At 69.1% G+C, this 25237-nt stretch carries 22 protein-coding genes; 10 read left to right on the top strand and 12 right to left on the bottom strand.

Translation table 11 applies throughout. From position 1 onward, the window contains the following. The first annotated feature begins 47 nt into the window (after nucleotides 1-47). From ACWD3H_RS35930 to ACWD3H_RS35900, 7 genes are all read left to right on the top strand, one after another. The gene (locus ACWD3H_RS35930) at nucleotides 48-926 is read left to right on the top strand and encodes a carbohydrate ABC transporter permease (RefSeq protein WP_451958179.1); all 879 of its coding nucleotides are present in this window, start codon (nucleotides 48-50) and stop codon (nucleotides 924-926) included. Next, entirely contained in the window at nucleotides 910-1854 is a 945-nt protein-coding gene (locus ACWD3H_RS35925; RefSeq protein WP_451958178.1) for a carbohydrate ABC transporter permease, read from the top strand. The genes ACWD3H_RS35930 and ACWD3H_RS35925 overlap by 17 nt, the downstream gene beginning before the upstream one ends. A 24-nt stretch (nucleotides 1855-1878) precedes the next feature. Next, complete coding sequence (locus ACWD3H_RS35920; RefSeq protein ID WP_355564521.1) at nucleotides 1879-2682, top strand: SDR family NAD(P)-dependent oxidoreductase; 804 nt, start codon at nucleotides 1879-1881, stop codon at nucleotides 2680-2682. Nucleotides 2683-3144: 462 nt separating this feature from the next. Beyond that, nucleotides 3145-3609 carry a BP74-related protein gene (locus ACWD3H_RS35915; protein ID WP_451958177.1) on the top strand — a complete coding sequence of 155 codons (465 nt, stop codon included), beginning with the start codon at nucleotides 3145-3147 and terminating at the stop codon, nucleotides 3607-3609. 247 nt (nucleotides 3610-3856) lie between these two features. Further along, nucleotides 3857-4378, top strand: a complete 522-nt coding sequence (locus tag ACWD3H_RS35910) for a GNAT family N-acetyltransferase (protein WP_451958176.1) — start codon at nucleotides 3857-3859, stop codon at nucleotides 4376-4378. A gap of 84 nt (nucleotides 4379-4462) precedes the next feature. Further along, the gene (locus tag ACWD3H_RS35905; protein ID WP_355562939.1) at nucleotides 4463-4774 is read left to right on the top strand and encodes a transposase family protein; all 312 of its coding nucleotides are present in this window, start codon (nucleotides 4463-4465) and stop codon (nucleotides 4772-4774) included. A gap of 85 nt (nucleotides 4775-4859) precedes the next feature. Further along, nucleotides 4860-5603: a S1 family peptidase gene (locus ACWD3H_RS35900; RefSeq protein ID WP_451958175.1), complete on the top strand. Its 744-nt coding sequence runs from the start codon at nucleotides 4860-4862 to the stop codon at nucleotides 5601-5603. A gap of 136 nt (nucleotides 5604-5739) precedes the next feature. Here the strand turns inward: ACWD3H_RS35900 and ACWD3H_RS35895 are convergent, their stop codons facing one another. From ACWD3H_RS35895 to betA, 6 genes are all read right to left on the bottom strand, one after another. Then, nucleotides 5740-6147 carry a zinc ribbon domain-containing protein gene (locus tag ACWD3H_RS35895; protein ID WP_451958174.1) on the bottom strand — a complete coding sequence of 136 codons (408 nt, stop codon included), beginning with the start codon at nucleotides 6145-6147 and terminating at the stop codon, nucleotides 5740-5742. After that, nucleotides 6147-8573, bottom strand: coding sequence for a GcvT family protein (locus ACWD3H_RS35890; protein ID WP_451958173.1), 2427 nt, complete (start codon nucleotides 8571-8573; stop codon nucleotides 6147-6149). Before ACWD3H_RS35890 ends, ACWD3H_RS35895 begins: the two co-directional genes overlap by 1 nt. 302 nt (nucleotides 8574-8875) lie before the next feature. Further along, nucleotides 8876-9874 (bottom strand): ABC transporter substrate-binding protein, encoded by a 999-nt coding sequence (locus ACWD3H_RS35885; protein WP_350926371.1) that lies wholly within the window; start codon nucleotides 9872-9874, stop codon nucleotides 8876-8878. A 68-nt stretch (nucleotides 9875-9942) separates the two neighbouring features. Continuing rightward, nucleotides 9943-11940 carry an ABC transporter permease gene (locus ACWD3H_RS35880; protein WP_451958172.1) on the bottom strand — a complete coding sequence of 666 codons (1998 nt, stop codon included), beginning with the start codon at nucleotides 11938-11940 and terminating at the stop codon, nucleotides 9943-9945. Beyond that, entirely contained in the window at nucleotides 11937-13109 is a 1173-nt protein-coding gene (locus tag ACWD3H_RS35875) for a quaternary amine ABC transporter ATP-binding protein (RefSeq protein WP_451958171.1), read from the bottom strand. The genes ACWD3H_RS35880 and ACWD3H_RS35875 overlap by 4 nt, the downstream gene beginning before the upstream one ends. Nucleotides 13110-13385: 276 nt before the next feature. Next, complete coding sequence (gene betA, locus ACWD3H_RS35870; RefSeq protein ID WP_451958170.1) at nucleotides 13386-15026, bottom strand: choline dehydrogenase; 1641 nt, start codon at nucleotides 15024-15026, stop codon at nucleotides 13386-13388. 132 nt (nucleotides 15027-15158) lie between these two features. Here betA and ACWD3H_RS35865 point away from each other — a divergent pair, with 132 nt between their 5' ends. Then, on the top strand, nucleotides 15159-15956 hold the full coding sequence (locus tag ACWD3H_RS35865; RefSeq protein ID WP_451958169.1) for an IclR family transcriptional regulator: 798 nt from the start codon (nucleotides 15159-15161) through the stop codon (nucleotides 15954-15956). Here ACWD3H_RS35865 and ACWD3H_RS35860 read toward each other — a convergent pair. From ACWD3H_RS35860 to ACWD3H_RS35850, 3 genes are all read right to left on the bottom strand, one after another. Continuing rightward, nucleotides 15922-18210 (bottom strand): FdhF/YdeP family oxidoreductase, encoded by a 2289-nt coding sequence (locus tag ACWD3H_RS35860; protein ID WP_451958168.1) that lies wholly within the window; start codon nucleotides 18208-18210, stop codon nucleotides 15922-15924. The genes ACWD3H_RS35865 and ACWD3H_RS35860 overlap by 35 nt on opposite strands. 71 nt (nucleotides 18211-18281) lie before the next feature. Beyond that, nucleotides 18282-19412, bottom strand: a complete 1131-nt coding sequence (locus ACWD3H_RS35855) for an aromatic ring-hydroxylating oxygenase subunit alpha (RefSeq protein WP_451958167.1) — start codon at nucleotides 19410-19412, stop codon at nucleotides 18282-18284. A gap of 115 nt (nucleotides 19413-19527) precedes the next feature. Beyond that, nucleotides 19528-19875 carry a bifunctional 3-phenylpropionate/cinnamic acid dioxygenase ferredoxin subunit gene (locus ACWD3H_RS35850; protein ID WP_350926383.1) on the bottom strand — a complete coding sequence of 116 codons (348 nt, stop codon included), beginning with the start codon at nucleotides 19873-19875 and terminating at the stop codon, nucleotides 19528-19530. A gap of 226 nt (nucleotides 19876-20101) precedes the next feature. Here ACWD3H_RS35850 and ACWD3H_RS35845 point away from each other — a divergent pair, with 226 nt between their 5' ends. Beyond that, entirely contained in the window at nucleotides 20102-21322 is a 1221-nt protein-coding gene (locus tag ACWD3H_RS35845; RefSeq protein ID WP_451958216.1) for a helix-turn-helix domain-containing protein, read from the top strand. A gap of 476 nt (nucleotides 21323-21798) precedes the next feature. On the opposite strand, the gene ACWD3H_RS35840 is transcribed toward ACWD3H_RS35845, so the two are convergent. The 3 genes from ACWD3H_RS35840 to tnpA form a co-directional block, all read right to left on the bottom strand. Next, the gene (locus tag ACWD3H_RS35840) at nucleotides 21799-22962 is read right to left on the bottom strand and encodes an epoxide hydrolase family protein (RefSeq protein WP_451958166.1); all 1164 of its coding nucleotides are present in this window, start codon (nucleotides 22960-22962) and stop codon (nucleotides 21799-21801) included. Beyond that, a complete protein-coding gene (locus ACWD3H_RS35835) occupies nucleotides 22959-23390 on the bottom strand; it encodes a hypothetical protein (RefSeq protein ID WP_451958165.1) in 432 nt (143 codons plus the stop codon). Before ACWD3H_RS35835 ends, ACWD3H_RS35840 begins: the two co-directional genes overlap by 4 nt. Before the next feature lie 423 nt (nucleotides 23391-23813). After that, nucleotides 23814-24242 carry an IS200/IS605 family transposase gene (gene tnpA / locus ACWD3H_RS35830; protein WP_451958164.1) on the bottom strand — a complete coding sequence of 143 codons (429 nt, stop codon included), beginning with the start codon at nucleotides 24240-24242 and terminating at the stop codon, nucleotides 23814-23816. A 13-nt stretch (nucleotides 24243-24255) separates the two neighbouring features. Here tnpA and ACWD3H_RS35825 point away from each other — a divergent pair. Then, a partial coding sequence (locus ACWD3H_RS35825; RefSeq protein ID WP_451958163.1) for a transposase occupies nucleotides 24256-25237 on the top strand: 982 nt, incomplete at its 3' end.

Genomic DNA, 25237 nt, shown 5'->3' with positions numbered 1-25237 from the left:
CTCCCGCGCCGGAGCCCGCGGGACGGGTGTGAACCCCGGGAGGCCACATGCTCAAGGCGGCCCAGCGACGCATCATCATCCCATTCCTGATACCCGCGCTCGCACTGCTGGGGGTCTTCTTCCTCTACCCGTTGATCAAGACGGTGGACCTGTCGCTGAACGAGTTCTCCCGCACGGGAACGATGCGATTCGTCGGGCTCGACCAGTATCGCCTGCTGACAGGCGATCCCGCCTTCTTCAACTCGCTCAAGAACACGTTCCTGCTCACCCTCATCGGCAGCGGCATGCTGTTCCCGCCCGCCATGGCGATCGCCTGGGCCCTGTCGCAGCGGATCCACGGTGAGCGCTTCTTCAGGTTCGTGGTGTTCGCCCCGGTGGTCCTGTCGGTCGCCGTCGTCTCGCTGATGTGGAAGTTCCTCTACCACCCCACCCTCGGCCTGATCAATCCCGCGCTGGAGTCCATGGGACTGGGCGCCCTGGCCAAGATCTGGCTCGGCGACCCCTCCACCGCGCTGGCCGCCGTGACGTTCGTGTCCGTGTGGCACGGCATCGGCATCTGGATCGTCCTGCTGTGCGCCGGCTTCGAACGACTGCCTGTCGACGTCCTGCAGGCCGCGCGCATCGACGGGGCGGGCGAGTGGCGGGTGTTCTGGAGCATCATGCTGCCGATGATGCTCGACCTCATGCGCATGCTCGCCATCTTGTGGGTGGTTCAGAGCCTGCAGACGTTCGCCTTCGTCTACATCATGACCGGAGGCGGTCCCTTCGGCTCGACCGACACCGTCGGCACCCTGATGTACCGCGTCGCCTTCGACCGGGCCGACTTCGGCTATGCCGCGGCCATCGGCGTCGTACTCGTGGTGGTCATGCTGACGGTGGCCAAGCTCCTCAACAAGGTGATGAAGCGCGATGACCTCCAGTACTGATCTGACCGAGCGCCCCGCCCCGGCCGGCCCCGCGGCCACACCCCGCCCGCCCGTCCCCACCCCGAGGCGCAGGGGTGGCCCATCCCGGCCCCGCGCCCCTTTCCGCCCGCACCACCTCTTCTTCTACCTGCTGCTCGGCGGGGTCGCGCTGTCCTCGATCAGTGCCTACGCCTGGGTCTTCAACGTGTCGATGAAGACCAACCGCGAGTTCATCTCCTCACCCCCCTGGCAGATCGCCGACGCCTGGCGCTGGGACAACTACGTCAACGCCTGGAACCAGGCCAACATCGGCCTGTTCTTCGGCAACAGCGTGGTCATCAGCGTCGCCTCCACCGCGATCGGCGTCGTGCTGGCCGTGTTCGCCGCCTACCCGCTGGCCCGGATCACCTTCAGGTTCAGCGGCGTGGTGCTCAGCACGTTCCTGCTCGGGCTGATGATCCCGTGGATGGTCACCTTCGCGCCGCTCTACCTGATCATGCAGGATCTCGGTCTCCTCGACAGCCGGCTCGGGCTCGTTCTCGTCTACGCCACCTACAACCTGCCGTTCAACGTCTTCGTCCTGGTCGGCTTCATGAAGACCCTGCCGTACGACCTGGAGGAGGCGGCGGCGATGGACGGGGCCGGCCCGGCCCGCACGTTCATCTCGGTGATCCTCCCCCTCATGGGGCCCGGACTGGCGTCGGTCGCCATCATCAGCTTCCTGCAGAACTGGAACGAGTTCTTCTACGCCTTGCTGCTGATCCACTCGCCGGAGAAGATGCCCCTGCCGCTCGGGCTGTTCCAGCTGGGCCAGGCCGCCGACTACGGCACCAACTGGGCCACCCTGTTCGCCGGGATGATGATCACGGTCACCCCCGTCCTGTTGGGATTCGCCGTACTGCAGAAGCAGATCACCAAGGGGCTGACGGCCGGCGCGCTCAAGGGCTGAGCCACAGCGGAGAAAGGGAGATCCATGTCATCTGGTCCTCGGGACGCGACTTCACCGCGCCGCGCGCTGATCACCGGCGCCGGCGGGGGAATCGGGGCGGCGATCGCGCGGGTCCTGCACAGCGGCGGCGCCACGGTGATCGTCACCGACGTCGACCTGGACGCGGCGCGCGCGACCGCGGACACCATCGAGGGCGCCGAGCCGGTCCACCTCGACGTGCGCTCGGAGAAGTCCGTCCGCTCGGCGATCGGCTCGATCACCTCGCGCCACGGCCCGGTGGACGTCCTGGTCAACAACGCCGCCGTCTGCAGCAACCTCGGGTTCGAGTCCGTGCCCGAACCGGTCTGGTCGGTCGACGTGGACGTCGTCCTCGGCGGGGCGATCCGCCTGTGCCAGGCGGTCCTGCCCGGCATGCGCGAGGCCCGGCGGGGAGCCGTGGTCAACGTGGCCTCGGTCAACGGCCATCGCTACTTCGGCAACGACACCTACAGCGCGGCCAAGGCCGGGCTGCTCAACCTCACCCGCGGCCTGGCCGCCCAGTACGGACCGTACGGCGTGCGCGTCAACTCGGTGTCGCCGGGCACGATCGCCACCCCGATCTGGGAGGAGCGGCTCGCGACCGATCCGCACGCCCTGGACAAGGCCGCCTCGTGGTATCCGATGGGACGGGTCGGCACCGTGGACGACGTCGCCGAGGCCGTCGCGTTCCTGGCGGGCGACCGCGCATCGTGGATCAACGGGATCGACCTGCCCGTGGACGGCGGTCTCCTGGCCGGAAGCCGGGCCATGGCCGTGGACATCGGCGCGGCCGTCGTCGACGCCGGGTAACACGAGAACGCCTCGTTCGCGAGGAGGCCGGTGAGGGTCGTGAACCGCTGGTCGTCTCGTCAGCGTCCAGCGGTTCCCGGCTGGATCCTGCTGTCCGGTGGACGGACGCCCCGGAGACAGGTGTCGGTTCAGAGAAGGCGATGCCTCCTCCAGCGTCTCGGCGAAGACGTCACCGCTGGTGGCCGGCGGGCTCCAGGCGGGCCAAGGCCGAGAGCCCGGGCGTGCGGATCGTCGGCTCGGAGGAACCCGAGCGGACCACGCTACAGGCGGGCGATGTCGGGCAGGTCGATACAGGGGACCTGACGGTTCGGGCGAGGGGGCAAAGCATGTCGGCCGCCTCCTCGTGCCCGACGTCGAGGAGGCGGGCACACCGAGAGCCTTCTGTGACCATGGGTCATTGATTCAATACACTGCGCAACCAGTGATTGTGATCACGGCCCAACCGACACAGGAGGATGCTCCATGCGACGCGTATTCACCAAGATCGGCAGTTGCGCGGCGGTCGCGATGCTCGCCCTCGCCGGGATCCAGCCCGCCCAGGCCGAGCAGTTCGACGGTGCGGCGCGGCGCGGCGCCGCCGACCCACCGGCCTACTTCGAGATGACCGACATCAGCAGGAGGTCGTTCATCGTCAAGATCGACAAAGAGGTGGACATCAAGCACGCCAGGGACCTGGTGAGCGGCGCGGACAGGGAGAGGCCCCACCTGCTGGGCCGGATCATCAAGCGTCCCGCTCCGTTCAACCCCGGCTGGAGCTACCACTTCGACCCGGCCACGCTGGGCTTCTTCGACGTGGCCATCGAGGTGTGCGACGCCACGATGACATACGTCGAGGACCACCTCGACGAGGCGGGCGGCGCGTTCCTGCCCGGAAATCTCTGGTGCCCCTGGAGCTCGAAGCTGGTGAAGGAGGTCCCCGCGCCGTAACGGCGTCCGCACTGCCGGGTGGTCACCGCCCGGGGAGAGGCGCGAGGGCCACGTCCACGGGACGGACAGTGGCCCGCCTCCTCGCCCGGCCGCCCACGAACGGCAGGCGTTACGTCCGCCGTCGCGGTGACCGCGACTCCCGGCCGGATCCGTGGTCGCTCCAGCCAGATTCAGGACCGGGGCCCGGGAACCACCGCCCAGTACTCCAGCCGTAGATCGTGACGGTCTGAATGAGTACCGTCGCCGTATGCCAGAACTGATCGCGCCCACCACACGCTTGCACTCCGCCTGGCTTGAGGCGCATCACGAGTGGGGTCCCGGCCTCCACGAGGACGGATTCGGGCTGGGGCCGTCCGACGAGGTCGACTCGCCGGACGGATTCGCGGCCTGGGTGGCACGACTGGCCGAGGAGTCGAATCCGGCGAAGCCGGTGGAGGCCGGCCGAATGAGGTGCGTGTATCGGTGGATCGTCGAGGGCGACCGGGTGCACGGCGGGATCGCACTGCGGCACGGGCTCAACGACTACGTGCTGCAGTTCGGCCACATCGGGTACGGTGTCCGACCCTCTTCACGTCAGCGTGGGCTGGCCACCTGGGCACTGGGCCGGATGCTCGACGAGGCGCGGGCACTCGCTCTGGACCGGGTGCTGATCGTCTGCGAAGTCGACAACCTCGCCTCGGTGAGGACGATCGAGCACAACGGCGGCGTCCTCGAAAGCGTACGGGACACCGAGTACGGTCCCGCACGGCGCTACTGGATCAAGATCTAGTTTGTGATCTTACTGGCGGGGCCGGCACGAACTCAACGGCTGGAGTACTAGCCACAACGCCGTGTAGTTAGGGGCGGGTGTTCAGTGTCAAGGGGTGCGGGTGGTCAGGATGTCGATGTTGATTGTGGCTTTGTAGCTGGTTCTGTCGACCCGATCAAGAAGAAGGCCGGCCAGCCCAAACTCGACCATGACCAGCACACCTACAACAAGCTGCTCCGCGGCCTGCGAGGAGTCGGCGAACGGGCGAACGCCCTGCTCACCGTCACATTCAAGGCCCTACGCCGGGTGAGCCTCGATCCCTGGCGTATCGGAAAGATCACCCAGGCCGCGCCGGACACCCCCGTCCAGCAGCACCGGGACGGCTCCGCCGACGGCGGCTCGGCAAGCGTCGAGTAGATCTCTTCGCGCTTTGCGTCAAGTACAACCCTCGAGTGGCTACAGTTCCCCTGTGCGTTTTATACCTTTTGTCATGATTCCTGTCATGCTGATCGCGACCGCCATGTCCCCCGCGTGGGCCATCACGAACGGCTCGCCCGACTTGACAGCCCACCCGCAGGTGGGAGCCGTCATCGGCGACAAACCGAACGGCGATGGCACGTGGTCCTACTGCACCGGCACGCTCATCTCGCCGACCGTCTTCCTCACCGCCGCCCACTGCGCGGAACCGGGGCAGAAGACCGCTCGGGTCTCGTTCTCCAGCCACTACCGGCCCGGGGACAAGGTCTACACCGGCCGCTACGTCCTCGACTCGCGATACAAAGACGAGTCCGCCCTTCATGACCTGGCCGTCGTCGTCTTCGACACGGCCGTCCCGGACATCAAGCCCGCCAGGCTGCCCACCGAGGGTCTGCTCAACCGCCTCGAAGCCGGCAGCGGCCTGAAGGCGACGCGATTCACCCCGGTCGGGTACGGCGCCCTGGCCTCGACCAAGGGGAAGCACGGGATGCGGCTGACCTACACCGACACCCGCAACCAGACATCCATCTCCTTTGAGGACCTCACCCGCAGATGGCTTGAACTGTCACCGAACCTCTCCAAAGGCGACGGCGGAACCTGCTTCGGCGACTCGGGCGGCCCGAACTTCCTGGGAGGGTCCACCTCGGACCTGCTCGTGGCCACGACGATCAGCGGAGACGACGAGGCGTGCAGGGCGACCAACTACAACTACCGCCTGGACACCCCTTCGGCCCGGGCTTTCCTCGGAAAGTTCGTCACGCTTCCCTGAACGGGTGAGGCGGACCGGGCCTGACCAGTAAACGGCTCTGGCGTGAAATCGGTGGTGACGGTGAGTCACACGATGCAGGATGACGGCGGTGTGACTCCGACGTTGTCAGCTTCTCGCCGTACCTGGCAGGTACGGTTCAGGCCGCGTCGTCGGCGGCGTGACGCACTGCCCGGCGACCGATGTTGATCGCCGCAAAGTAATCCACCGGGCCGACGAGCCCACACGAAACACGCCGAAACTCATCCCGGGTAGGACGATTCCGCCTGTCGATGTGACCGCACTCAGGGCAGGTGCGGGAGGTGTTACGCGGATCCACCAGCCGCACCGCTACCCCGGCCAGGGCGGCCTTGTACGTCACGAACGTCCGTAGCTGGTGGAAACCCCAGGAGTGCAGGTCGGCACGCTGAGCCTTGCGAACCGTGACCGGCTCCCGGATGCCCGAGAGGTCTTCCAGGGCGAACGCGACCTCGGTGGCCCTGGTCGCGGCGGCGTTGCAGGCATGCCCCGTCGCGTTCGAGCGCCGGGGAGTTCCCGGTCGGCGCACTAACCACGCAGCCGCTCCATCGCCGGGTCGTAGAGCGGCTCCTCGGCGACGACGGCACTCACCCGCCGGTCGAAGTAGCCGATATGCAGCTCTCGCCCCGGCACGGACAGCTCGGCGGGCAGCCAGGCATAGGCGATGCCCCTGCCTATCGTGTAGCCGTAGGCGGCGCTGGTGACGTATCCGGCGCAGGACGCGCCGTCGTACACCGGCTCCTTGCCCATGACGACGGCCGCGGGGTCGTCGACGGTGAGGCAGGTCAGCCGGCGCCGGGTCGCCGCGCCGCGCTCGGCCAGGGCCGCGCGGCCGATGAAGTCACCCCTGTCGGCCTTGCGCACGGCGAAGCCGAGGCCGGCCTCGTAGGGGTCGTGCTCGTAGGTCATGTCGGTGCCGAAGGAACGGTAGCCCTTCTCCAGCCGCAGGCTGTTGAAGGCGCCCCGGCCCCCGGCGATGATCCCGTGCGCCTGGCCGGCCTCCCAGAGGGTGTCCCACAGCTTGGCGCCCATGTCGGCGGTCGTGTAGAGCTCCCAGCCCAGCTCCCCGATATAGGAGAGCCGCAGCGCGGTGACGGGCACGGTGCCGACGTGGGCGCGCGCGCCGCGGAAGTAGCGGAAGCCACCGGGACCGAACCCGGGACCGGCCAGCGGGGCCACGACGTCGCGGGCCCGCGGGCCCCAGACCCCGACGCAGCAGGTGCCCGGCGTGACGTCGGTGACGGTGACCGATCCGTCGGCGGGCAGGTGACGGTGGAGCCAGTCGAGGTCGAGGTTGCCGTTGGCGCCGACCTGGAACAGGTCGCGGCCCAGCCTGGCCACGGTGATGTCGCTGCGGATACCGCCGTCGTGGTCGAGCAGCAGGCAGTACGTGACAGAGCCGACGGACTTGTCGACGTCGCCGGTGGAGATCCGCTGGAGGAAGGCGGCGGCCCCCCGGCCCGCGACCTCGATCCGCTTGAGCGCGCTCATGTCGTAGAGCGCGACGGCCTCGCGCGAGGCCTGGGCCTCGGCGCCGACGATCGGTGACCAGTAACGGGCGGCCCAGTCGTTCGGCCGGGGGATGTCGCGGCCTTCGAGCAGGGAGGCGTTGGCCTCGTACCACTGGGGGCGCTCCCAGCCGGCGGCCTCCAGGAAGTACGCGCCCAGCTCGCGCTGGCGGGCGTGGAAGGGGCTGGTGCGCAGCGGGCGCAGGTTCTCGGCCGGCTGGAGCGGGTGGATGATGTCGTAGACCTCGACGAAGTTCTGGCAGTCGCGGGTGCGCACGTACTCGGGGGCCAGCTGGTGGGCCTCGAACCGGTTGACGTCGCACTCGTGCAGGTCGAAGGAGGAGCAGTGGCCGTCGGCCAGCCATTCGGCCATGGCCCGGCCCACCCCCGCCGAGTGGGTGACCCACACGGCCTCGGCCACCCAGAAGCCTCGCACGTCGCGCGACCGGCCGAGCAGCGGCATGTTGTCGGTGGTGAAGGAGAACAGGCCGTTGACGCCCTCTTCGAGCGCTGCCTGCTCGGTGGCGGGCAGCAGCGCCCGCGTCTCGGCCCAGGCGGGGGCGAAGTCGTCGCCGGTGAACGGCAGCACCGAGGGCATGACCTCGGCGTCGGCGACCGGGAGGATCTCCTCCGGGGCGATCGGCATCGGGCGGTGACCGTAGTAGCCGATGCCGAGCCGCTCGAACCGCTCCCGGTAGTACAGGTCGGCGTCCTGGTGGCGCAGGATCGGCCGGACGGCCTCCGCGCTCTGCCCGCTGAGCGCGGGGACGGGGCCGGTCCAGGCGAGCTGGTGGGCCAGCGGGGTCAGCGGCAACGCCATGCCGACCATGCCCGCGATCTTGGGGCCCCAGATGCCGGCGCAGCAGACCACGAGGTCGGCGGGGATCTCACCCCGGTCGGTGACGACGGCCGCCACCCGGTCGTCCTCGACCCGGATGTCTCGCACCTCGTGCCGGTCCAGCACGCGCACGCCCCGCTCCCGTGCTCGCTCCAGCTGGACCTCGACGGCGCGTACGGCCCTGGCCAGGCCGTCGGTCGGGACGAACAGCCCGCCGAGGACCCTGGCCTTGTCGAGCAGGGAGTGGCGCTCCACGCACTCCTCGGGGGTGAGCAGGCGCGCCTCGACCCCCCAGGCGGTGGCCCAGCCGTGGCGGCGGTGCAGTTCGGCGAGCCTCTCGGGCGTGGTGGCCACCTCCAGGCCGCCCACCTGGAGGAAGCAGTCGAGCGCGACGAGCTTTTCGACCGTGTAGCGGGCCAGCTCGGTCATGGTCTTGGACGGGTTGGTCTGGAACACCAGCCCCGGCGCGTGGGAGGACGACCCTCCGGTGGCGGGCACGGCGCCCTGGTCGACGACCGTGATGTCGTCCCAGCCCTTCGCCGAGAGCTCGTCGGCCAGGGCCGCCCCGACGACACCTGCTCCGATGATGACAACGCGTTGGCCCGCCATACACACCTCCGTCGTTGCACAGTCCGGAACGCGGTGCGCTTCCCGCAACAGATTCTCCCTTTGCGGGTGGCGCTGTCAAGAACGGGCCGTACCCGCCGGTGAAGGGTCCGGGCACGGCATCGGAGCACGCCGCGGACGCTGTCGCCGTCCGCGCCGTGCCCGATCCGCGCCGCTCCGCGTGACGCGGCGCCATGTCACTTCGCGCGGCGCCCGATGCCTGTCGCACTCCGCCGGCACCGATCCCTGTCGCCCGGTGTCGCCCGGTGCGAGCGGGCCGTCGAGCCGCCGGGACCGCCGCCCGCTCAGCCGGTGGGGAGCCAGGCCTTCACCTTGTCGGGATTGTCGCCGACCCACTTCTCCGCGGCCTCCTCGGCCGTCATCTTGTCCTCGGAGATGTACTTGGCCACCAGGTTCTGGTCCTCGTTCGTCCAGGAGAAGTTCTTGACCAGCTCGTACGCCGGGCTGCCGGAGTCGGCGAACTTCTTGCTCACGATCTTGTCGAGGTCGTAGAGCGGGTAGTCGCAGGCCACCTTCTCGGCATCGGCGTCGCAGCCCTCGGTGTACTCGGGCAGGTTGACCTTGACGAGCTTGACCTCCGCCAGGAACCACTGCGGCTCGTAGAAGTAGCCGAGCAGCGGGGTCTTCTCCTTCTCGGCCTTCCGGAAGCCGGTGATGAGCGCCGCCTCGCTGCCCGCGTAGACGACCTTGTAGTCCAGCTTCAGGTTCTTCACCAGGGCCGCGTCGTTGGTCACGAAGGACGGGTCGCCGTCGAGCAGTTGCCCCTTGCCACCCGACTCCGAGGTCTTGAACAGCTCGGCGTACTTGTTGAGGTTCTTCCAGTCGGTGATGTCGGGGTACTTCTCGGCCATCCACGGCGGCACGTACCAGCCGATGACTCCCTTGTTGCCCGTCGAACCCGCCGCGACGGCGACCTTCTGCTCCTCGATGTACTTCTTCTTCAGGTCGTCGTGCGCCCAGTTCTCCACGATGGCGTCGACCTGACCGGTGGCGAACCCCTGCCAGGCGACCTCCTCCTTGAGGTCCTTCTTGGTGACCGCGCAGCCGAGTTCCTTCTCGGCCACGTGGGCGATGACCGCCGCGGTCGCCTCGTACCCGACCCACGGGTTGATGGCGATGTTGACCGCGCCGCAGGGCTTCTTACCCTCCGCGCCGGAGGCGGCGGGGGCGGCTGTGCCCTCGCTGCTCTCGCCGACCTTCGCCCCGCCGCACGCGGAGACGAGGAGGCCGCCGGCCACCAGGAGCGCCACCGCCCGTGGTCGCCCGATCCTCGAAACTGTCACCACAGGTCCTCCTGTATACGAGTCCGCCCGCCACCGTGTCGGGGCGACGGGATCGCTGTCCGTCGTGTTCAGTGGACGCCGTGCGCCTCGGCGTCCGCCCGCCGCGCCGCCGTCCTGGTGATGCGCTCCAGCATGATCCCGAGTACCACGATCGCCACGCCCGCCGCGAGCCCCTTGCCTCGTAACTGCAGCTGGGAGAAGCCCGCCACCACGTCGTAGCCGAGCGCGCCCGCGCCGACCAGGCCGCCGACGACGACCATGGCCAGCACGTAGATGAGTCCCTGGCAGGCCGCGAGGGTCACCGCGCTGCGTGCCATCGGCAGCTGCACCTTGGTGATGAGCTGCCAGGTGTTCGAGCCCGCCGCCGTGGCGGCCTCCACCGCGCTCGGGGAGACGCCGCGGATGCCGTCCGCGGTGAGCTTGATCGCGACCGGCGCGGCGTAGACGACCGCGGCGATGATCGCGGTGACCCGGGTCGCGCCGAACAGACCGAGGATCGGCACCAGGTAGACGAACGGCGGCATGGTCTGCCCGGCGTCCAGGACGGGCCGCACCAGCTGGTCGACGCGGTCGCTGCGCCCCATCCAGACGCCGAACGCCACCCCGAGGATCATCACCAGGACCGTGGCCACGAGCGTCGAGGCCAGCGTCACCATACTGTCCTGCCACAGGCCGAGCAGCACCAGCAGGGCGAGGCAGGCCGCGGTGACCAGCACGACCCTGACGTTCGCCAGGATGGCGGCGAACGCGATCACCACCGCGGCGACCAGCCACCACGGCGAGTCGGTGAGCAGTGCCTCGAACGGGTTGAGCAGGCCGTAGGAGACGGCGTTCTTGAACGCGCCGGTGTAGGCGGCCAGGTTGTCCTGCACCCACAGGGTCGCCGCGTCGACGCCCCGGCGGACGTACGGCCCCAGGTTCGCCTCGCTCGGGAACTCCGCGGCCCACACGTAGGTGTGGGAGAGATAGACCAGCACGCCGGTGCCCGCCAGGACGGCGCCGATCCCGGCACGGCGGCGGCCGGGCCCCCGCGAGCGGCCGGCCCGGTACCGGATCTCGACACGCCTGCCGGCGGCGGAGGTGACCCGGTCGAGCACGATGGCCATGATGACGATGGCCAGGCCCGCGTTGAAGGCGCTGCCGACGTCGAGGGTCTCCAGCGCCTTGATGACCGTCTTGCCCAGCCCCGGGGCGTCGATCAGCGCGGCGATGGTGACCATGCAGAGCGCGGCCATGATGGTCTGGTTGACACCGACGATGATGGTCCGCTTGGCCAGCGGCAGCCGTACCTTGCTCAGCAGCTGCCAGGCGGTGGAGCCCAGCGAGGTGCCGGCCTCCAGGATCGCGGGGCGCACCTCGCGGATGCCGTGCGCGGTGATGCGGATCGCGGGCGGTGCGGCGTAGATGACCGTCGCCACGGTGGCACTCGCCGGGCCGATGAGGAAGAACAGGGTGAGCGGCGCGAGGTAGACGAACGTCGGCATCGTCTGCATGAAGTCGAGCACCGGGGTGACCAGGCGGTTGAACCGGTCGTTCACCCCGGCCCAGACGCCGAGCGGGATGCCGATCAGCAGCGAGATCACGACCGCGGCCAGGGTGAGGGCGAGGGTGTCCATGCTCTCCTCCCACAGGCCCAGCAGGCCGAAGGAGGCGAAACCGGCCGCGGTCAGCACCGCGACCCTGAGGTTGCCCCAGAGCAGCGCGACCGCCGTGGCGACGGTGACCACGCCCAGCCAGCCGATGACCGGCAGTGGCCGCCCGAAGGACGGCCGGCTGATCAGCGCCTGGACGAACGTGACGGCCTCGTCAAGGAAGAGCCGGATGTAGTTGACGAAGTACAGGAAGAACGGACTGTCGTTCCTGCTGTTGTCGACGACCTCGCTCGCCTCGTTGATCCGCACGTGCAGCGGCGTCAGCTCCGCGCCGCCGAGCTGGAAGGTGTCGCGCCCCTGGACGAACACCCAGACCAGCACCCAGGCCGCGACGACGGCGGCCAGCAGGTAGCGGCGCGGCCAGGCGGGCAGGCGCCGCAGACCACCGGCAGGGGTGGCCCGGGTGGCCGTCACCCCTGCTCCCCTGACCTGGCCGGCGCGGCGGGCCTGCCGGAAATCTCCTCGGTGAGCACCGCGGGGGTCTCCCGCGGGGGTGCCGCGGGGGTCTCGTCGGGAGAGGGTTCGGTGAGTACTCCCAGGAGTTCCTCCGCGGTGATGACGCCCAGCAGCTCGCCACCGTCGACGACCCTGACCGGGCTCGTCGCGCGCAGGACCGTGTGCACGGCGTCGCGCACCACGACGTCCGGCCCGACCTGTGGCCCGTCCAGGGGCTCGTCCGGCCGGGGTGGGCGCGCGATCCAGCGGGTGGTGAGCACGTGCGAGCGGGGCACGTCCCTGACGAACTCGCGCACGTAGTCGTCCACGGGCGCCCCGACGACCTCCTCAGGCGTGCCCAGCTGGACGAGCTCGCCGTCGCGCATGATGAGGATGCGGTCGCCGAGCTTGAGCGCCTCGCTCAGGTCGTGCGTGATGAAGATCATCGTCTTGCCCACCTCGCGGTGCAGCCGGATGACCTCGTTCTGCATGTCCCGCCTGATCAGCGGGTCGAGCGCGGAGAACGGCTCGTCGAAGAAGAGCACGTCGGGATCCACCGCGAGCGCCCTGGCCAGCCCGACGCGCTGCTGCATGCCGCCGGAGAGCTGGTCGGGGTAGGAGTCCTCGGAGCCGGAGAGCCCGACGAGCTCGACCATCTGCCTGGCCCGCTCGTAGCGGGCCTCCTTCCGGGTCCCGCGGATCTCCAGCCCGTAGGCCACGTTGTCCAGGACCCGCCGGTGCGGCAGCAGCCCGAAGTTCTGGAAGACCATGGCGAAGCGGTGGCGGCGCAGCTCGCGCAGCTGCCTGTCACCGGCCTTGCGGATGTCCGCACCGTCGAACAGCACCTCACCGGCTGTCGGCTCGATGAGCCGGGTCAGGCAGCGTACGAGGGTGGACTTGCCCGAGCCGGACAGGCCCATGACGACGAAGACCTCCTGGGGCCGCACGGTGAAGGAGACGTCGCGGATCGCGGTCACGCAGCCCGTCCTGGCCCTCAGCTCGCTCCGCGAGAGCTCCTGGAGCGGGGTTCCGACGACCTTGCCGGCACGCGGGCCGAAGACCTTCCAGAGACCGCGCACGTCGAGGACGGCCCGCTGATCCTCCGCGACGAGATCTCTCCTGTCGCCGTCGAGGTGGAGATCTGACACGAAGGGACATCCTTCCGGTCATCGCGTAGCTCGTTGCGTATGGCGCATCGGAACGCTTAGCGAGGAACAGAATCGACCCTTTTCCTTCACTCAGTCAAGGCTTTACGAGCTTCGTTACCATGCCAGCCCAATCGTAAGAAACCCACCCCCGCCATTACCTGATCGGTGAACGGGCGCGACGGCCGGCTACCCGAACGACTTCTTCAGGGCGCGGGCGAGCGGCACCCCAGCGAGAGTCCGACATGCCAGGTGAAAGCGGACCGAACGGGCTTACGGTCAGCGGGCGGAGCCGTCGCGATGCCGGTAGAAGTCGACGTGCTCGGCGGCGAGCGGGGTGTTGCCCAGGATCAGGTCCGCCGCCTTCTCCGCCACCATCATGACCGGCGCGTAGATGTTGCCGTTGGTCACGTACGGCATCACCGAGGCGTCCACCACACGCAGTCCCTCGAGGCCGTGCACCCGCATGGAGAGCGGGTCCACCACGGACATGTCGTCGACGCCCATCCGCGCGGTGCACGAGGGGTGCAGCGCGGTCTCGCCGTCCCTGGCCACCCAGTCGAGGATCTCCTCGTCGGTCTCGACCCCGGGCCCCGGCGACAGCTCCCCCGCGTTGAACTCGTCCATGGCCGGCTGGTTGAGGATGTCTCGGGCGACGCGGACCGCCTCCACCCACTCGCGCCGGTCCTGCGCGGTGGACAGGTAGTTGAAACGGAGCGCCGGGTGGACCCGGGGGTCGGTGCTCCTGATCTTCACCGAGCCTCGGGAGTCCGAGTACATCGGCCCGATGTGCACCTGGTAGCCGTGCCCGCCCGCCGGAGCCGAGCCGTCGTAGCGGACCGCGATGGGCAGGAAGTGGAACATCAGGTTGGGGTAGTCGACATCGTCGTTGCTCCGGGTGAAGCCGCCCGCCTCGAAGTGGTTGGTCGCACCGGGACCACTCCGCGCGAACAGCCAGCGTGCGCCGATCCACGGCCGGTTGCGCCACTTCATCGCGGGCTGCATGGAGACCGGCCGCCTGCAGCCGTACTGGATGTAGACCTCCAGGTGGTCCTGGAGGTTCTCGCCGACGCCCGGCAGGTCGTGCACGACGTCGACGCCGAGGGCGCCCAGCTCGGCGGCGTCGCCCACCCCGGAGAGCTGGAGCAGCTGCGGTGAGTTGATCGCGCCGCCGCAGAGGATGACCTCGCCCGCGCGGACCGTCCGGCCGTCGTACTCGACGCCGACGGCGCGCTTTCCCTCGAAGAGGATTCCGGTGACGAACGCCCGCGTTCTGACCTCCAGGTTGGGGCGGTTGGCGACCGGGTGCAGATAGGCGCGGGCGGCGGACAGCCGGCGCCCCCTGCTGATGTTGCGGTCGAACCGGGCGAAGCCCTCCTGGCGGTAGCCGTTGACGTCGTCGGTCAGCGGGTATCCGGCCTGCTGCACCGCCTCGAAGAAGGCCCCGAACAGCGGATTGCGCACCGGTCCGCGTTCCAGCACGAGGGGCCCGCCCCGCCCGCGCATCGGGTCGGCGGGGTCGGCGGCCAGGCAGTTCTCCATGCGCTTGAAATACGGCAGGCAGTGGGCGAAGTCCCAGGTCTCCATGCCGGGGTCGGCGCCCCAGCGCTGGTAGTCCAGCGGGTTGCCCCGCTGGAAGATCATGCCGTTGATGCTGCTTGAGCCACCCAGCACCTTGCCCCGGGCGTGGTAAATGCGGCGGCCGTTCATGTGCGGCTCGGGCTCGGAGGCGTACTTCCAGTCGTAGCGGCGGTTCCCGATGGGGAAGGGCAGCGCGGCCGGCATGTGGATGAAGACGTCCCACGGGTAGTCCGGGCGACCCGCCTCCAGCACCAGCACCCGGTTGGCGGGGTCGGCGGAGAGCCGGTTGGCGAGGGCGCTTCCGGCCGAGCCACCTCCAACGATGACAAAGTCGTACATGTCCGCCTCGCCTCGCTCAAGCAGGAACAGTGTTCGAAATTGTAGCTAATGGCGCAATAAGGTGCACTATTCGCAACGGATATTGTCATCCCCGATGACGTTCGTTCCCTTTCCAGCACCTACAGTTGCGCTATGGGCAACGATCCTCTCGGCGGTCGCACCGACAGCAGCGGTGGAGTCCAGTCCGTCGACCGGGCCATCACCATCCTGGAGATCCTCGCCGAGCGCCGCGAGGCCGGGGTGAGCGAGATAGCCCAGGAGATATCGGTGCACAAGTCGACGGCGTTCCGGCTGCTGGGCGCGCTGGAGGCGCGCGGCCTGGTCGAGCAGGCGGAGGACCGGGGAAAATATCGCCTCAGCTTCGGCCTCATCCGCCTCGCGGGCGGGGTGGCCTCCCGGCTCGACCTGACCCAGCAGAGCCGCCCGGTCTGCCGCCGTCTCGCCGAGGAACTCGGCGAGACGGTCAACCTGGCGGTGCTGCGCTCCCACTACGCGGTCAACCTGGACCAGGTACGCGGGCCCGCGGCGGTCACCACGCACAACTGGGTCGGCCAGCTCACCCCGCTGCACGCCACCTCCAGCGGGAAGGTCCTGCTGGCCTACCTCGACGAGGCGCACCGGACCCGGCTGGTCACCGCGGCCGGCCTGGAGCGCTACACCCCGAGCACGATCACCTCCGCCGCCGCCCTGGAGAAGCAGCTTCTCCAGGCCCGCGAGCGGGGTTACGCGGTCACCGTCGAGGAGTACGAGATCGGCCTGAACGCCATCGCCGCGCCCATCCGCTCCTACGACGGTGAGATCGTCGCCGCGGTCAGCGCGTCAGGCCCCGCGTACCGCTTCGGCGAGGACCGGCTGCACGAGCTGGCACCGCTCGTGATCGCCGGCGCCCGCGACATCAGCCATCGCCTGGGGTACGCCGGACGAGCCTGACCACCACGCTCTTGGAGGTGGGAGTGTTGGAGGTCTCCGCGACCGAGTCGAGGGGCACGAGCACGTTGGTCTCCGGGAAGTACGCGGCGCAGCAGCCGCGCGCGGTCGGGTAGGCGACCGCGCGGAAGGACTCCGCCCTGCGCTCCCCGTCGGGCCACTCGCTGACCAGGTCCACCATGTCCCCGTCGGCCAGATCCCGCTCGGCCAGGTCGTCGGCGTGCACGAAGACCACCCGGCGGCCGTTGCGCACGCCCCGGTAGCGGTCGTCCATGCCGTAGATCGTGGTGTTGTACTGGTCGTGGCTGCGGACCGTCTGGAGCAGCAGCCGCCCCGGCGGCACCCGCAACACCTCCAGGTCGTTGACCGTGAAGTTGGCCTTGCCCGTCACGGTCGGGAAGCGGCGCTCGTCGCGGGGCGCGTTGGGCAGCGCGAAGCCGCCGGGAGCGCGGACCCGGACGTTGAAGTCGTCGAATCCGGGCACCACCCGGGAGACGCGGTCGCGGATCGCGTCGTAGTCGGCCGCGAACTCCTGCCACGGCACGTGCGGGTCGTCGCCGAACAGCTCCACGGCCAGCCGGCAGACGATCTCCACCTCGGAGAGCAGGTCGTCGGAGGCGGGCCGCAGCCTGCCCCGCGAGGCGTGCACCATGCCCATGGAGTCCTCGACCGTGACGAAACGATCGCCGTCACGTTCGGTGCGCCCCAGCGTGGGGAGGATGAGCGCCTCACGCCCGCACACGGCGTGCGAGCGGTTCAGCTTGGTGGAGACCTGCACCGTCAGCCTGGCCCGGCGCATCGCCTCCTCGGTCGCCGCCGTGTCGGGGGTGGCGGACACGAAGTTGCCGCCCATCGCGATGAAGACCTTCGCCTGCTCGGAGCGGAGCGCCCTGATCGCCTCCACGGTGTCGAAGCCGTGCTCGCGGGGCGGCTCGAAGCCGAACTCGTCGCGCAGCGCGTCCAGGAACCGGGCCGGCGGTTTCTCGTAGATGCCCATGGTGCGGTCGCCCTGGACGTTGGAGTGGCCCCTGACCGGGCAGACCCCCGCGCCCGCGCGGCCCACGTTGCCACGGAGCAGCAGGAAGTTGACGACCTCCCTGATGGTGGCGACGGAGTTCTTGTGCTGGGTGAGCCCCATCGCCCAGCACACGATCACCGACTTCGCACCCAGCACCTCCCGTACGACCTCCTCGATGGCCGGGCGGTCCAGCCCGGTCGCCTCCTCGACCTCCGCCCAGTCCAGGGAACGCAGGTCCTTGGCCCATTCGTCGAAGCCGTGGGTGTGCGCCTCGACGAAGTCGCGGTCGATCACGGTGCCGGGGGCGGCCTCCTCGGCTTCGAGCAGCAGCAGCGACATCGCCTTGAAGAGCGCGAGGTCACCGTTGAGCCGGATCTGCAGGAACCGATCGGACAGCGTCGTACCCTTGCCCACCAACCCCGACGGCCGCTGCGGGTTCTTGAAGCGGAGCAGTCCGGCCTCGGGCAGCGGGTTGACCGCGACGATCCGGGCGCCTTCACGCTTGGCCCGTTCCAACGCCGAGAGCATGCGCGGGTGGTTGGTGCCGGGGTTCTGACCGACCACGAAGATCAGGTCGGCCCGGTACAGGTCCTCCAGCGAGACCGTGCCCTTGCCGATGCCCAAGGTCTCGTTGAGCGCCGAGCCGCTGGACTCGTGGCACATGTTGGAGCAGTCGGGCAGGTTGTTGGTACCGAACCTGCGCACCAGGAGCTGGTAGGCGAACGCGGCCTCGTTCGAGGTGCGCCCCGAGGTGTAGAAGAGCGCCTCGTCCGGGCTGTCCAGCGCGCGCAGCTCTCGCGCGATCAGGGAGAACGCGTCATCCCAGCTCACCGGCACGTAGTGGTCGGAGCCCTCGGGCTTGTGCATCGGCTCGGTGAGCCGCCCCTGCTGGCCCAGCCAGTATTCGGTGTGCCCGGCCAGATCGTCGACGGTGTGCCGGGCGAAGAAGTCACGGGTGACCCTGCGGACCGTGGCCTCCTCGGCCACCGCCTTCGCGCCGTTCTCGCAGAACTCGAACGGGCTGCGGTGCTCGCCCTCGGGCCAGGCGCAGCCCGGGCAGTCGAAGCCTTCCTTCTGGTTGACCCCGGCCAGGGTGAGAAGGGTGCGGCCGACGCCCATCTGGGCGTTGGCGGTCAGTAGCGATCGGGTCACCCCGGGTATGCCCGCTGCCCACTCCTTGGGGGGCCCGATCTCAATGCCGTCCTCGTTGACGTCGTCGCGCGGAGCCTTCCTGGCCATCCTCGCGTCTCCTTCCCTCACCCTGACCCCGTGAATTGCGGGTCGGGCACACTATAGGCGCCTCCCCGCCGTCAGCCGGACCCGGTCCCCAGCTTGCCGATCACCCAGTCGTGGAAGGCTCCGATGTGGTGCTCGCTGGGCACCAGGACCCCGCCCCGGGCGTACGCGCGGGAGTTCATCGCGGGCTGGCACCTCTCACAGGCCGCGAAGTCCTGCTCGTTGACCCGGTGGAAGAGCTCCACGGACGGGCCGAGATCGGTGCCCGCGTCCACGACGTCCTTGAGGAAGAGCCAGTCGCACTCCACGATCGTCCGGTCGGCCGCCAGCGGGAACATCCGGTGCAGGATCACGTGGTCGGGCACCAGGTTGACGAAGACCTGCGGCTTGATGGTGATCGCGTAGTAGCGGCGGTCCTGCTCCTCGCCGACTCCGGGGATGCGGTCCACCCCCGCCGAGCCGTCGACGGTGAACCCCTGGACCTCCTCGCCGAACTCCGCCCCGTGCCCGACGAAGGACTGCGCCGCGTACCCGTCGGCGAACTCCGGCAGCACCTCGGTGAGCTCGGGGTGGATGGTGGCGCAGTGGTAGCACTCCATGAAGTTCTCCACGATGAGCTTCCAGTTCGCCCGCACGTCGTAGACGATCCTGCGGCCCACCGCCAGGTTGGCGATGTCGTAGCTCTCGATGGCCCGCTCGTCACCCAGCCGGGCCGTCGCCTCGCCGATCACCTCCGCCTCGAACGACGGCGGCTCGTCGGCCAGGCAGACCCACACATACCCGATCCACTCGCGCACGGCCACGTTGACCAGCCCGTACTCGACCCGGTCGAGGTCGGGCATCTTCGTCAGGTTCGGCGCGGCGATCAGCCTGCCCTCGAGGTCGTAGGTCCAGGCATGGTACGGGCACTGGAAGGCCCGCTTGACCTCGCCGGACTCCTCGGTGCGGATCCGGGCGCCGCGGTGACGGCACACGTTGAGGAAGGCCCGGATCGAGCCGTCCCTGGCCCGGGTGACCAGGACGCTCTCCCGGCCCACCTGGACGGTTCTGAAGGCCCCCGGCTTTCCCAGATCGGAGGCGCGGGCGACGCAGAACCACATCGACTCGAAGACGCGGGCCTGCTCCAGGGCGAAGACGTTCTCGTCGGTGTAGTAGCCGCCGGGCAGGGTGGCGATCACGCTGGGCGGCAGGCTTCTCGCGGTCACGATCGCTCCTTGGTGTGCCGTGTCGACGGGGCACGGCGCGACACCGGTTTCCCGGCGGACTCCCCGCCGCACGGTACGCGGGTCGGCGGCGCCGGCGAGGCGACGGCGATCGGCGTCATGCCGTACCCGCGCGGACGCCGGGCGGCAGGTTCGGCGGCTCCTCGGAGGGCACCACGTAGACGGTGTCGTCGGAGACCACCACCCGGTGGGTGCGCAGCGGCAGCTTGGCAGGGGGGCTGCTCGGACGTCCCGTCCGCAGGTCGAAGCTGGAGGCGTGCAGGGGGCACTCGATCTCACACCCCTCCAGCCACCCGTCGGAGAGCGAGGCGTCCTGGTGGGTGCAGGTGTCGTCCACGGCGTAGATCTCGCCGTCCTCGGTGTGGAAGACAGCGATGGGCGGGTCGACGTCGAGCCGATGGGCCTCACCCGGAGGAAGGGCCGTGAGGGGGCAGACAGGGATCATCGCAACAAACCCCGGTTTCGTAAAGCAGAACAAGCAGCGCTATACGCAACAGCGTGACCCCCGGAAATCCCACTGTCAAGGGTCTTCCCCATGGTCACGCGAAGGCCGAATGGCGCACCCGCCATCGCCGCTCAACCGATCCGCACGACGTTCCCCTGACACACCAAAGGCTCCGCACGTAGCCTGAGGTCGTAAGGACCATTACGAATACGTGCGGGGCCTGCTCATGCGCGACGGCAGTACGAATGGCCCAGCCGCCGAAGAGGCTATCGGGCGGCGAATTGCCCAGGCTCGTAAGCTGCGCGGTCTGACGCAACAGCAGCTCGCTGACCGGGTGCCCTGTTCCAAGAGCCTGATCGCCCAGGTCGAACGGGGACACAAACCGGCCACGCAGGCCCTTATCACCGCTGTGGCGCGGACCCTGCGGATCGAGCTCGGTGAGCTGACCGGCCAGCCGTACCGTGACCCCGGCACGCGCGAGGACCGAATCCACGAGTGCGTCCCTGAGATCCGACGAGCACTCCTGTCCTGGGACCTTCCCGACGAGGACGTCCCACCGCCGCCGACAGAGCAGCTCCGCGCGGACGTGCGGCGCGCGTCCGCACTGGGCAGGCAGGCCCGGTACATCCAGCTCGGGGAGATGCTTCCGGGCCTGCTGGAAGAGCTGACGCGAGCCGTTCACGCCAGCGAGGGAGCCCGACGTGACGAACTTTTCGGGCTGCTCTCCGAGGCGTACACCGGGGTGACGGCGATCGCCTACACGCTGGGCTACTTCGACCTGCGCGGCCTCGCCATGGATCGCGTGGCATGGGCGGCCCAGGCGTCACAGGACCCGCTGCGTGTCGCCCGCACGCAGTGGCAGCGTTCGACGCTCTTCCTGGCCACGGCCACCTACGACAAGGGCCTGATTCTCCTGGATCGGGTGCGGCGGAACATCGGCGAGGACCTCGGCCGGCTGACCGCCGCCGAACTGAGCGTGTACGGCGCGGCTCATCTCCGATCCGCGATCTTCGCTGCCCGTGCGGCTGACCGGCAGACCGCGTTCGACCACATCGAGCACGCACGCGAGGCCGCCGGCGTGCTGGGCCGGAACGAGAATCACTACGGCCTCGAATTCGGCCCCTCCAATGTGATCATGCACGAGGTCGCGGCCGCCGTGGAGATGTACGACGGTGGCGAAGCGATCCGCCGCGCTCAGCGCGCAGTGCTCTCTCCATCGGTCGCACCGGTCCGGCTCGGCCACCACTACATCGACCTGGCCCGCGGCTGGCTCTACCACGGCAACCGCCAGAAGGCCCTGGAGACACTGCTCGCCGCCCGCCGGGCTGCCCCTCAACAGACCCGCAACCATCCGATGGTCCGCGAAACCGTCCGGATGCTCGTCAACCTCGAACGGCGACGCCCCCGAAGCCTCAGCGGCTTCGCGAGCTGGCTCGGCCTGCCGTAGCGAATCCGGGTTTCACGAACCTGTGATACTTCGCCGTCCACCGCGGCGGCCACGCTGTCCGCATGCACCGCGCAGCGATCACCCCGCCTTCGTACCGGCCGCCCGGCCCGTACGGCGCACCCCTCCATACCCTTCTCACCTCACAAAACGGGCCTGTTCAACCATGCGAACGACCGGACGGACCCTTGATCGGATGGAGGTCCAATCAATGACCGATGCTGAATCCACCACCATTCCCGGCTGGCGGCTGATCCTCAGTGACGCCGGTCGGCTGTGGGCCAGCCGGGAGAGGCCCTTCTGCGCCCTGGCGTTTCACGCCGGAGCCGAACGGACGGTCGACGCCGACAGCCTTGAGGCCCTGCGCGCCGAGACCGACCGGCAGGAGACCATCGCACGACAGGCGCGGCAGCGGGCCGCCGGGCCCGCCCGCAGCCAACCTTTCAGAGACACTGGAATCGGACCTGTCCCGGAGTCCGTCAGCGGAACCGCCGGAAGAACGCGCGGACGTCGTCGGTGAACAGGTCGGGTTCCTCCATCGCGGCGAAGTGGCCGCCTCGGTCGAACTCCGACCAGTGGACGATGTTGTTGTCGCGTTCGGCGAGCTGCCGGACGGGGCGGGCCAGGTCGGCGGCGAAGACCGCCACCGCGGTGGGCGTCGCCAACGGCCCGGTACGCGGCGGCCGGGAGGGATGGAAGGCCTCCCAGTAATGGCGGGCCGACGACCCGGCGGTCGCGGTGAGCCAGTAGAGCATCACGTTGGTCAGGAGCCGGTCGCGGGAGACCGCGTCCTCGGGCACGTCGACGCAGTCCGTCCACTCCCTGAACTTCTCGACGATCCAGGCGAGCTGCCCGACCGGGGAGTCGGTGAGCGCGTAGGCCAGTGTCTGCGGCCGGGTGCCTTGGATCTTCGCATAGCCCGACATCTCCGGTTCCGCACCGACCAGCCGGTCAAGCCGCCCCCTGTCATCGTCGGTGAGCCCAGCGACCTCGGCGGGGTCGCTGGGAGGAGGCGTGAGCAGGGTGTTGAGGTGGATTCCGACGACATGGTCAGGGTCGATGGCGGCCAGCTCCCGGGTGATCGCGTGGCCCCAGTCGCCGCCTTGCGCGCCGTAGCGGGGGTACTCCAGGCGCCACATCAGCTCGGCCCAGGCCTTGGCGACCCGGTGCACATCCCAGCCGCCTTCGCGGGTCGGACCGGACAGTCCGTATCCCGGAATGGAGGGGATCACCAGGTGGAAGGCATCGGCCGGGTCGCCACCGTAAGCCCAGGGGTCGGTCAGGGGCCCGATGACGTCGAGGAACTCCACAATGGATCCTGGCCAGCCATGGGTGATCAGCAGTGGCAGCGCATCGTCCCGAACGGAACGGATATGCAGGAAGTGGACGTTGGTCTTGTCGATGGTGGTGGTGAACTGCGGGAACCGGTTGAGATGTGCCTCGTGTTCCCGCCAGTCGTAGCCGGTGCGCCAGTATGCGGTCAGCTCCTTGAGGTAGGCCATCGACACGCCCTGGGACCAGTCGGCACCGGCCGGCTCATCCGGCCACCTGGTCGCGGCCAGGCGGCCGGCCAGGTCGTCCAGGTCGGCCTGCGCGATGTCGAGGACGAAAGGGCGGACGGCGGTCTCGGCACGCTCGCTCATCCCGTGTTCTCGCCTTCGGGGTCGCCGGCGAGTACGCGAGCGGCCGCCACGTCGTTCTCGTCCCAGCCCCAGTGACCGTCGCGTCCCCCGGCCTGTTCGTCGATCCATCGGTTGTGGGCCTCCCACGCCGCCTGCTTGCTGGTTCCCAGGGCGGCACCGATCTGCGACCACGAAGCGCCGGCCTGGCGGGCGGAGCGCACGGAGAGCTGGCGTCCGTAGCCCGCCTTCCGCGCGATCACCTCGCCCAGCGCGAGAAGCTCCAGCGCCTCGCCCCAGGTCAGGGGCTCCGCGTCGGGGTCGGGCGGCGTGAGCACGGAGTCGTCCTCGTCGGCCGGTGCGGCCAGGGCGTCACGGGTGCGTAGCGCGTCGTAGCGCGCGGCTGCGGTCAGCAGCGTGAACCGGCGTTCAAGCTCGTCAGGAGTGGACATGGTTCGAGTATTTCGTCAGGCTACCTTGACGTCAAGCCTTCTTGACGTCAAGGTGGCCTGACATATCGGGGTTCCCCACCCTGATCAGCTCCGGCGGGACGCGGTCGGCTGCACCATCGTCCGCGTTGCGGCCGGCTGGGGGTGCGAGGGCGGTGGTGGAGGGCCGTGGAACTGTGGCGCACCCGGCGGTCACGATGAGCGCCAGTGCCGCGCAGGCCGTGGAAGTCTGCACGTTGTGTGGAATGGCTTGTCCTTTCTGCGGGCGCGGTGTGCGGGGTTGCAGGGCTCGCCAGGCGGTTGGTGCTGCTGGTGTTCAGCGTGATCTGGCGTGGAACCCCGAGCGTTCACGCCCGGGAGGAAACGACAGCGCGGCAGGGCCGCCAAGGCCCGAGCGGTGCGGTGACCGGTAGGCCGTCGAGCGGCTCAGCCCGGGCGCCTCTGGCTTTCGATGTACTCCTTGATGATCGATAGGGGTGCGCCGCCGCAGGAGGCGGCGAAGTACGACGGCGACCAGAAATGCCCGCCCCACAGATACTTGCCGATATGTGCCGGATACTCCTTGCGAAGTAGCCGGGCGGACACGCCCTTGAGGCTGTTCACCAGCGTCGAGAGGGCGACCTTGGGCGGGTAGTGCACGAGCAGGTGCACGTGATCTTCCTCGCCGTTGAACTCGACCAGCTCCGCCCCGAAGCTGTCGCACACCTCGATCATGACGTCCTCGCAGCGACGCAGAACCTCGTCGGTGAACACACCCCGCCGAGACCTTGGGATGAAGACCAAATGCACGTGAAGCGCGCAAACAACGCTTCGGCCTCTTCTTATGTCGGGGTTCGGTTCCCATCTCGGTGACATGGACCTAACGCTAGTGTTCGATGTGAAGCTGGTGGTGCAGGTGAGACTCCTGCCGACGCCTGAGCAGGCGGCGGCGCTGGAGGCGACCCTGCGCGCGGCCAACGACGCGGCCACCTGGGTCTCGGCGCTCGCCCACCACCAGCGGGTATTTCGCAATTACCACCTGCGTAAGCACGCCTACGGGCAGATCAAGGACAACTACGGGCTGGCGGCTCAGGCCGCGCAGCATGTCATCAAGAAGGTCACCGACGCCTACGCCACGCTGCACGCCAATCTCCGCAACGGCAGTCTGGGCAGGCCCGGCTCCGCGCGGCGCGAGCGGGCCTTGGCCACGCCGATCGTCTTTCGCCCCGGCGCGGCCCAGCCGTTCGACGACCGCTGTCTGTCCTGGCAGATGGGCGCGCGGACGGTGTCGATCTGGACCACGTGCGGGCGGATGAAGAGCGTGGCGTTCAGCGCCTCGGCCGATCAGCTCACGACGTTGGCCGCCTACCGCAAGGGCGAATCGGACCTTCTGTACCGCGATGGCATGTGGTTCCTCATCGCCACCTGCGACGTTCCCGACCGGCCGGTCGCCACCCCGGACGGGTTCCTGGGGGTGGATTTGGGGATCGCGAACCTCGCGACCACCAGTGGCGGGGTTCGCCACAGCGGCAAGGGCCTGAACGCGGTCCGCCACCGCCACCGCGAGCTGCGCCGCCGCCTGCAGGCCAAGCAGACCAAGTCCGCGAAACGGCTGCTGAAGAAACGCCGCCGCAAAGAAGCGCGCTTCGCCGCCGACACCAACCACCGCATCTCCAAAAGCATCGTGGCCGAGGCTGCACGCACCGGACGAAGACCTCCAGGGCATCCGCGAGCGGGTACGTACGGCTCCGCAAGCCCCAGCGGGTCACGTTGCATTCATGGAGCTTCCACCAGCTCGGCCGGTTCATCGCCTACAAGGCGGCCCGTGCCGGTGTCGCTCTGGTACACGTGGACCCGGCCTACACCTCGCA

The organism is Streptosporangium sp. NPDC002607 (assembly GCF_053592655.1).
Note: the sequence above shows the minus strand (reverse complement) of the source record. Positions and strands in the feature narration are given on the sequence as shown.

Bases quoted from the DNA above. Each gene is read 5' to 3' on its own strand.
- ACWD3H_RS35915 (WP_451958177.1), top strand. From the start codon at position 3,145: ATGCGACGCGTATTCACCAAGATCGGCAGTTGCGCGGCGGTCGCGATG.
- ACWD3H_RS35840 (WP_451958166.1), bottom strand. From the start codon at position 22,962: ATGAGCGAGCGTGCCGAGACCGCCGTCCGCCCTTTCGTCCTCGACATC.
- ACWD3H_RS35835 (WP_451958165.1), bottom strand. From the start codon at position 23,390: ATGTCCACTCCTGACGAGCTTGAACGCCGGTTCACGCTGCTGACCGCA.
- ACWD3H_RS35925 (WP_451958178.1), top strand. From the start codon at position 910: ATGACCTCCAGTACTGATCTGACCGAGCGCCCCGCCCCGGCCGGCCCC.
- ACWD3H_RS35845 (WP_451958216.1), top strand. From the start codon at position 20,102: ATGCGCGACGGCAGTACGAATGGCCCAGCCGCCGAAGAGGCTATCGGG.
- betA (WP_451958170.1), bottom strand. From the start codon at position 15,026: ATGTACGACTTTGTCATCGTTGGAGGTGGCTCGGCCGGAAGCGCCCTC.
- ACWD3H_RS35890 (WP_451958173.1), bottom strand. From the start codon at position 8,573: ATGGCGGGCCAACGCGTTGTCATCATCGGAGCAGGTGTCGTCGGGGCG.
- ACWD3H_RS35930 (WP_451958179.1), top strand. From the start codon at position 48: ATGCTCAAGGCGGCCCAGCGACGCATCATCATCCCATTCCTGATACCC.
- ACWD3H_RS35865 (WP_451958169.1), top strand. From the start codon at position 15,159: ATGGGCAACGATCCTCTCGGCGGTCGCACCGACAGCAGCGGTGGAGTC.
- ACWD3H_RS35860 (WP_451958168.1), bottom strand. From the start codon at position 18,210: ATGGCCAGGAAGGCTCCGCGCGACGACGTCAACGAGGACGGCATTGAG.
- ACWD3H_RS35910 (WP_451958176.1), top strand. From the start codon at position 3,857: ATGCCAGAACTGATCGCGCCCACCACACGCTTGCACTCCGCCTGGCTT.
- ACWD3H_RS35920 (WP_355564521.1), top strand. From the start codon at position 1,879: ATGTCATCTGGTCCTCGGGACGCGACTTCACCGCGCCGCGCGCTGATC.
- ACWD3H_RS35900 (WP_451958175.1), top strand. From the start codon at position 4,860: ATGCTGATCGCGACCGCCATGTCCCCCGCGTGGGCCATCACGAACGGC.
- tnpA (WP_451958164.1), bottom strand. From the start codon at position 24,242: ATGTCACCGAGATGGGAACCGAACCCCGACATAAGAAGAGGCCGAAGC.
- ACWD3H_RS35850 (WP_350926383.1), bottom strand. From the start codon at position 19,875: ATGATCCCTGTCTGCCCCCTCACGGCCCTTCCTCCGGGTGAGGCCCAT.